Origin of the sequence: Anaerovibrio sp. (assembly GCF_045637405.1) — a bacterium.
Classification (GTDB): domain Bacteria; phylum Bacillota; class Negativicutes; order Selenomonadales; family Selenomonadaceae; genus Anaerovibrio.
In genome coordinates, this window is record NZ_JAZTZI010000019.1 from 26,793 (window position 1) to 34,794 (window position 8,002).

An 8,002-nucleotide genomic window follows, 5' to 3' on the forward strand; every position below is an offset into this window, starting at 1 on the left:
AGGACCTCGCAATTAGCGAAGTCCTTTTTCTAGTATATCAACTACAGTCATACACAGACCCTTTACGGCCTTTAGGGCCATATCCTTGCCGTATTGACTGCCGGCTGCTGCCGCAAATTCAGGAGTATGGGCAGCAATATCATCGCCGATTTTTATTTCTGGCTGAATGGTGGGAACCACATGACTTACATTACCCACATCGGTTGAGCCGTCGGCATAATCATCAGGATACGTTTTGATATCCTCTATACCAAGTGCCGTAAAATTAGACCTGGCGTAGCTCTCCAACAGCTTATGATTCACCATATCCTTAAATAGTGGTTCATAATGAATCATTTCCAGCTCTGTACCATGCTTTTCAGCAACCTCTTTAGCTAAGCTTTTTATCTGGGGCAGCATGGTTTTTTCAAGGTATGTGGTACTTAAAGAACGAATGGTGGCCCGCAGCACCGCCCGTTCAGGAATTATATTAGGTGCCGTACCACCCTCGGTGATAATTTTTCCTAAAATATAGGGCTGGGTAAAAGACTTTTCCAGCTCACTTAGCCGCTGATAGAAATCAACCAACGCATCAAGGGCATTTATGCCGTGATAATCCGGATCAGCAACATGGGCAGGCTTCCCTTTAAAGGTAATTTGGAGTGGGTGAGTGGCGTATGAGGTTCCCCCAAAGGTGGTTTCACTGCCAGGATGACAGATAAGGGCTGCTCCCAATCCATCAAAGACTCCCGCCTCACTCATCATTACCTTGCTGCCAATGGTTTCCTCCGCCGGGCAGCCAAAGAGATGAATTGTGACATCATTCGGTAGCTGGCTGGCACAAACCATAGCCGCCGTGGTACTGATGGCGGCTATGAGATTGTGACCACAGCCATGACCAATTTCCGGCAGGGCATCGTATTCAGCCAAAAAGCCAATATGAATATTCCCTTGGCCTTTGGAAGCCTTAAAAGCGGTAGGGAACTGGTCCGGCAGGATATTCTCCACCATAAAGCCCTCATTTGATAAGAGCTCTTTAAGATAGGTGGAGGCCAAAACCTCATTACAGCCCAGCTCCGGATGGTCATGAATATAATCGGCAATATTATTAAAGGTATCCTTATAATCTTCTGCCAGTTGGCAGAGCTCATTTTTTATATCTGACATTATAATCTAAACTTTATTGAAATTATTTTGTCTTATATGCTTTAATCAGATCCGGAATACCCATTGGGGTAAAGAAATAACCCTGGAAATTTGGATCAACGGCAATTACCTGAGAGGTGTAATAGAGTGGAATAATTACACAATCATCGAAGAGCTTTTTCTCAGCCTGATGGAGAAGAACCAACCGACGGGCCGGGTCAACCTCCTTGTGGGCAGCCTTCATGATAGCGTTGTATTCCTCATTGTGGTACTGGGCATCATTATCCTTGGCGGTAAATACATCAAGGAAATTAACCGGGTCAGCAAAATCGGCTATCCAGTTGGCAGTAGCAACCTGATATTCACCATTTTCACGGGAGGCATAGAATACCTTGGTTTCTTGATTCATCAGCTCTACATTGACATTGAGGGTGTTTTTCCACATAGCCTGAATGGACTCGGCAATAGCCTTGTTAACTTCATTGGTATTGTACAGAATAGTAACAGGCTCACCCTTATAGCCGGAAGCGTCGAGAAGCTTCTTGGCCTGAGCCCCATCCTCAACTATGAGGGAACCGCCTTCTTTGGCAAAATCCTTGCCATCGTGTACAATTCCTATAGGAACGAAGGTGTTGGCTGCGGTCTTGCCGTTACGGATAACCTTGTCAATCAAGTCCTGACGGGTAACAGCCATAGCGAAGGCCTTGCGAACCTCCAGCCTATCAAATGGTGCCTTGGTAACATTGAATACATAGTAGGTAGTTCCAAGCTGTGGCTCTACCTTATACAAGCCCTGAGCCTTCAATCTGTCCTCATCAGCTGGTGGCGGATCCAACACCATGTCCGTATTTTTGCTTTCCAGCATGGTGAGACGGGTACTCTTAGATTCGCTGATAGGCATCTTTATAGTATTGGAAGCAACTACATCTGGATTCCAATAATTTTCATTCTTTTCCAAAACGATTTCACTGGAATGATCCCACTTGGTGATTTTGAATGGACCACAGCCGACGATGGTATCATAATTGCTGGCCCAGGTGTCGCTCTTGCCCTCTACAATATGCTTTGGTACAGGATAAAAGGCATGGAAGGCCGTCAAATCCAGAAAATACTCTGCCGGCTCAGTCAGCTTTACTTCAAGAGTGTTATCATCAAGGGCTTTTACCCCAACCTTTTCTACTGAGCCCTTTTCACTGTTATAATCCTCGGCACCTGCGATATTAAACAGCATATAAGCATTGCCGGAGCCCAGGGCCGGGTCCAGTACACGCAACCAGGAATATACAAAATCCTTGGCGGTTATTGGGGTACCATCCGACCATTTTATGCCTTGACGTAAATGGAAGGTGTAGGTCTGACCATCAGGGGAAATTTCCCACTTTTCTGCCAGAGCTGGCTGGACAACCCCTTTTTCATCCAGACGGGTAAGTCCTTCAAACAGCTGTAGCTGAACTGTACCCTCAGTGAGGCCATAGGTCATGGCAGGGTCAAGGGAGGATGGTTCGTTGGACAGGGCCATGGAAATAGTCTTGTCTGAGGAACCATTGTTGGAATCGCATCCGCTTATTATGCCAAGGCACATAAGCAGAGCAAAAAACATTAATAATGTCCTTTTTTTCATCGTTTCTTCACTCCTGTTAAGTGTTAGAATAAATTAACTACGTCGATATAAATTATACTCTATTTATTATTTTTTTTCTATTTCCATTTTATTTACTTGGCAAGATCCTGGATTTAGACAAGAGAAGAAGCGTTGGGACAAACTGCCACATTATGATTAATATGTCAATCAAAGATGGAATTTTGGTAGTTTAGAAGGAAAATGAACTTTTTGCAAGAATAAATCATGGTAGTATAAAAGTGTTAAGGGGGATTATAAACATGAATAAGAAATTCTTAGGTCTTATGGGTGGAATGATATTGGCTGCTGGGGTATTTTTGCCTATCCATGCTCAGGCTGCTGACGCGGCTAATGCAGATGTGGCAACGATGTCTGCCCGCAGTGTAAATGTAAATGACCCAACGGGCTTTGTAGTGCTGTCGGATGTGGTGCCAGACATTATTCAGGAGGTTCGGTACTTTTCCACCTACAATTTTGTAGGTGACCGAATTAATGGCTACACACAGCCAAGTATATTGATGTCCCGGGAAGCAGCTGCGGCCTTAAAGGAAGTATCCGATGATGTAATGAAAAAAGGCTATCGGCTGAAGGTATATGATGCTTATCGTCCACAGAGGGCCGTCGATAATTTCGTGGCCTGGGCAAAGGATTTGGACGATAAACGCATGAAGGACTATTTCTACCCGGAGGTGGACAAGACAAGGTTGTTTGCTGATGGCTATATAGATGCTAAATCCGGTCATAGCCGGGGGGCCGCCATTGATTTAACCCTGTTTGATATGAACACCGGTAAAGAAGTGGATATGGGTGGCACCTTCGATCACTTCGGCTTGGAAAGCCATCCTACCTGGTGCGGTGACCCGGAAACCGGGGTATATACCGGTAAGTTTGAAGGTAAATCAATTCCAAAAAATAAACAGATTACCAAGAAACAGTTTGAAAACCGCATGATTTTACGTGAAGCAATGATTAAGCATGGTTTTGAACCAATTGATACGGAGTGGTGGCACTTCTTCCTGAAGAATGAGCCTTATCCAAAGACCTACTTCAACTTCACCATCGATGATATGAAAAAGTAACAAACTATAAAAAACAAGGGATGCGACCTCAGAGTCATATCCCTTTTAATATTGTATTATTTCTTGTCCAGTTCTTGGATTGGTTTGAAAAAAACAAAAAAACGAGTAAAATAAAATGAGATTTTAAATTACTCGGAGGCGCGTTGACCATGTACTTAAAATGTGCGTTTTCCACTAAATAAAAATTGCTGGATGTATCCAGTTAGTAAAATCTAAGGAAGGGTGCAAATATGGATACTGATTTTTATATTGAGGAGATTTCTCCTGAGCTGTTTACAAAGATGGAGGGAAAGTCCTTTGCCAAGGGCTGTACCTTGCCGGTAATGGAGCTGCGGTATATTCACTTTTTACATAAGAATCTTGCAGGGGAAACCCTGGAGGGGGAAATGGTGTGCAATTTTCATATTGCAGACCGTCTTATAGATATTTTTAAACAGCTTTATGAGGCTGGCTATCCGATGGAGAAGTTTCGTCTCATTGATGAATATGATGCGGACGATGACCGTTCCATGGCGGATAACAACGGCTCCAGCTTCAATTATCGTCTAGTGGCCCACACTAATCGCATATCCAAGCATGGCCTTGGGTTGGCAGTGGATATCAATCCGCGGTACAACCCTTATATAAAGACCTTGGATGATGGCAGTATTTATATTGTACCGGACAATGGCAAGGAATATTGTGACAGGGAAAAGGATTATCCTTATAAAATTACCAAGGATGATATTTGTGTCTGCCTGTTTGAGGAAAATGGCTTTGAATGGGGTGGCGACTGGGATGAGGAAAAGGACTATCAGCATTTCGAGATTCCCACTGAGCAGATAAAGAAATGGTACCCTGACTATTAATCACTTGTACGGCTATAACGGGTGATGGATAAAAGAACATTGTTGATCGCTGATTTATATATGTTTTTGAAAAATATATATAAAAATGTCCAATTATGTTAAAATTATAGGGCAGAATGAATGTGCGAATTAATATGGAGGGTAAACGATGAGCAACTTACTTATTAAGGGCGCCCATGTCCTGATGGAGGATTATAGTGGTAAGGTGGCTGATATTGCCGTAAAGGATACGGAGATTTTTGCTATTGGTGATATTCCGGCTGACTTTAAGGCGGACCGCACTGTAGACGGCAGTAATCACTTTGCCGCACCTGGATTTGTTAACGGTCATACTCACGCTTCCATGACCATGCTAAGAAGCTACGGTGACGACATGGAGCTTATGGATTGGCTCAATAACCGTATTTGGCCAACAGAGGCCAAAATGGTGGAAAAGGATATTCGTGTAGGTGGCGAGCTGGCTCTTTTGGAGATGATTAAAACTGGTACTACCACCTATGCAGATATGTATGGTCCTCACATGGAGTCCGTTATCGAGGCTACCATCAAGGCTGGTATTCGTGGTGTAATTGCCCGGGGTGCCATTGGATTGTTCCCTGCAGGTCGTCAGATCTTGGAGGACAATGTTCAGTTATTTGAGAATTATCATGGTGCCGGTGATGGCCTTATTACAATTATGATGGGTGTTCACGCCCCATATACTTGTCCTCCTGAGTTCTGTGAATATGCACGGGAATTGGCAGTAAAGCATCAGATTCCAATTCATATTCACATGAATGAGACCCAGGCGGAAATCAAACAGATACAGGAGCAGTATGGCAAGCGTCCATTCAAGTATATTGAAGATACTGGCCTTTTCGAGCTGCCTTCCATCGCCGCCCACTGCGTATGGCTGGATGATGAGGATATTTCCATTATGAAGAAGCATAATATTTCCGCTATTCATAATCCTGGCTCAAATATGAAGCTGGCCAGCGGTGTTTCCCCAGTTCCTCGCCTTTTGAAAGAAGGGGTAAATGTGGCTCTGGGTACTGATGGCGCTTCCTCCAACAATAACCTTGATATGCTGGAGGAGGTTCGTCTGGCAGCAATGCTTCACAAGGTGAATGAATTAGATCCATTGGCAGTTCCAGCAAAGGTGGCTCTCCAGCTGGGTACTGAAAACGGTGCCAAGGCCCTTCTGCTGGATAAGGTGGGTAAGCTGGCTCCTGGCTACAAGGCTGATATTGTTCTTTATGACATGAACCGTGCTGACTGGTGCCCTCGTCATGATCTTGTATCCCTGCTGGTATATTCCGCAAGCTCCAGCTCCGTGGATGCTGTAATCTGCGATGGTAAGGTTATTATGGAAAAGGGCACTGTTCTCACCATGGACGAGGAGAGAATTCTCCATGAGGCACAGGAAACAGCTATGGATTTGGTGAACAGATAATGGCTCAAAAAAAGTTTTATGCTGTAAAGCAGGGCCGTCAGCCGGGGATTTATACCACCTGGGCTGAGTGTCAGAAACAGACCGTTGGCTTTAAGGGGGCCAAGTTCAAGGGCTTTGTCACCAAGGCTGAGGCTGAGGCCTATATGAATGATGAGGAAGTTCTGGTGGCTCCGGTTGAAGGTGTGATAGCTTATGTGGATGGATCCTATTTCAATGGGGAATACAGCTGGGGGATGGCTATCTATGAAAATAATCAGCTGATATTCAAGGCCAATGGCAAGGGAACCTCTGATGAGGCTGCCAAGCTCCATAACGTGGCCGGTGAGGTGGCTGGAGCCATGGAAGCGGTGCTGTGGGCTGAGGCTCAGGGCATAGACCATATTACAATCTGTCATGATTATGTGGGAATTTCCGAGTGGGCCCTTGGCCATTGGAAAACCAATACACCTTTAACTGCCCATTATGCCGCCTTTATGAAGGAACGGCAGAATTTGGTAACCTTTGTAAAGGTGGCCGGGCACACCGGGGTAGAAGGAAATGAGCTGGCAGACAGGCTGGCCAAGGCAGCTTTGGAAATCTAAAAAACTAATTTCATGTAATTATAGGAGATAAATTTTAATCCCTGACTGTTTTAACAGTTGGGGATTTTTTTTGGATAAGTATAAATTTTTTTCCATATAATTGTCTGATTTTTCATACAAATGCAGGATTTTATCTTTAAAAGGTAGAAATATCGTAAATGAGTTATGTATGCAATTATTTTCTATATTTCATGCAGCAGGTTTTATAACGCCATTGTTCAAATTTTTCTTCTTTCAGAAGAAAAATCTTCCAATTAGCGTTTCAGCTCGTTATATTGCTTTGTTCGCTTGAACACAGGGGGGGATGTTCTATATGAAATTCAGAAGGAAAAAGGCTGGAGCTATTGCATTGGCTTTGGCTGTGCTTACTGCTTGTGGTACCTCATCTGCAGAGCGTGTGGATATAACTCTGGATGAAGGTATACAGATGGCCCTTGATAACAATTATATTATCGAAGAAAGTGGCGCAGATCTGGATAGCGCTTATTGGGGCTTGAGAGAAGCACGCCGCAATGGTGGTCCTAAAGTTAATTGGACTAGTCATGCTTATCGCGTAGGTGGAAAATCCTATGAAGGCTGGCAACATGATGGTCTGTATACAAATCAGTTTTCCATGTCCATGCCCCTTTATTCCGGCGGAAAAATAGAAAATAACATCGAAGCCGCTGAAATGGGACTTTCCGGAGCAGAACTGGATTTGGAGCGTACCAAGCAAAAAATACGCAATACTGTATCAGGAGATTACTACAATATCCTAAAGTGCCGCAGTGAAGTTGAGGTATATCAGGAATCCGTCAATAATCTTCAGGCCCATTTGGATAACGTAAATGCCAAGATGAGGGCTGGCGTAGTTGCCCAAAAGGATGTGCTTAGCTCTGAGGTTTCATTGGCTGAGGGTAAACAGGCTCTGGTAACGAAAATCAATGATTTAAATGTGGCTATTGCAACATTTAATAACGATGTAGGCTTACCAACGGAAACGGAAACGGAACCACGGGAGCAGCTTTTATATGAAAAATACGGCTTTTCTTTGCCGGAATGTGACGAATATGCTTTGTTACATCGTCCTGATCTGTTCCAAAAAATGTATAACCTAAAGCAGAAAAAAGCAGAAATGGAGGCTGCAAAAGCAGGTATGCGTCCTAAGCTGGATGCAGGTGTAAGCCGCAATATCGGCGGAAGCTCTGCCTTTAAGACAGATAGTGTTTCTTCAGACAGCTGGACTGCCGGAGTTGCACTGAGCTGGGATATCTTTGATAGTGGAATAACCTCGGCCCAGGTGAATAAAAGGAAAGCAAGTCGGAGGCCAAGCGGTC

7 protein-coding genes are annotated in these 8,002 nt (G+C 44.1%); 5 read left to right on the forward strand and 2 right to left on the reverse strand.

What is annotated here, in order from left to right; genetic code table 11:
- Positions 1–12: 12 nt before the first annotated feature.
- The gene (locus ACKI5G_RS01535; protein ID WP_407396980.1) at positions 13–1,146 is read right to left on the reverse strand and encodes an amidohydrolase; all 1,134 of its coding nucleotides are present in this window, start codon (positions 1,144–1,146) and stop codon (positions 13–15) included.
- A 22-nt stretch (positions 1,147–1,168) separates the two neighbouring features.
- Positions 1,169–2,746 carry a peptide ABC transporter substrate-binding protein gene (locus tag ACKI5G_RS01540; protein WP_407396982.1) on the reverse strand — a complete coding sequence of 526 codons (1,578 nt, stop codon included), beginning with the start codon at positions 2,744–2,746 and terminating at the stop codon, positions 1,169–1,171.
- A 260-nt stretch (positions 2,747–3,006) separates the two neighbouring features.
- On the opposite strand from ACKI5G_RS01540, the gene ACKI5G_RS01545 reads away from it, so the two are divergent.
- The 5 genes from ACKI5G_RS01545 to ACKI5G_RS01565 all read left to right on the forward strand — a co-directional run.
- Positions 3,007–3,825, forward strand: a complete 819-nt coding sequence (locus tag ACKI5G_RS01545; protein ID WP_407396984.1) for a M15 family metallopeptidase — start codon at positions 3,007–3,009, stop codon at positions 3,823–3,825.
- A 230-nt stretch (positions 3,826–4,055) separates the two neighbouring features.
- Positions 4,056–4,673 (forward strand): M15 family metallopeptidase, encoded by a 618-nt coding sequence (locus ACKI5G_RS01550; RefSeq protein WP_407396986.1) that lies wholly within the window; start codon positions 4,056–4,058, stop codon positions 4,671–4,673.
- Between the two features lie 148 nt (positions 4,674–4,821).
- Positions 4,822–6,105: an amidohydrolase gene (locus ACKI5G_RS01555; RefSeq protein WP_407396988.1), complete on the forward strand. Its 1,284-nt coding sequence runs from the start codon at positions 4,822–4,824 to the stop codon at positions 6,103–6,105.
- Positions 6,105–6,686 carry a viroplasmin family protein gene (locus ACKI5G_RS01560; protein ID WP_407396990.1) on the forward strand — a complete coding sequence of 194 codons (582 nt, stop codon included), beginning with the start codon at positions 6,105–6,107 and terminating at the stop codon, positions 6,684–6,686. Before ACKI5G_RS01555 ends, ACKI5G_RS01560 begins: the two co-directional genes overlap by 1 nt.
- Positions 6,687–6,999: 313 nt before the next feature.
- On the forward strand, positions 7,000–8,002 hold a 1,003-nt coding region (locus ACKI5G_RS01565; RefSeq protein ID WP_407396992.1), incomplete at its 3' end, for a TolC family protein.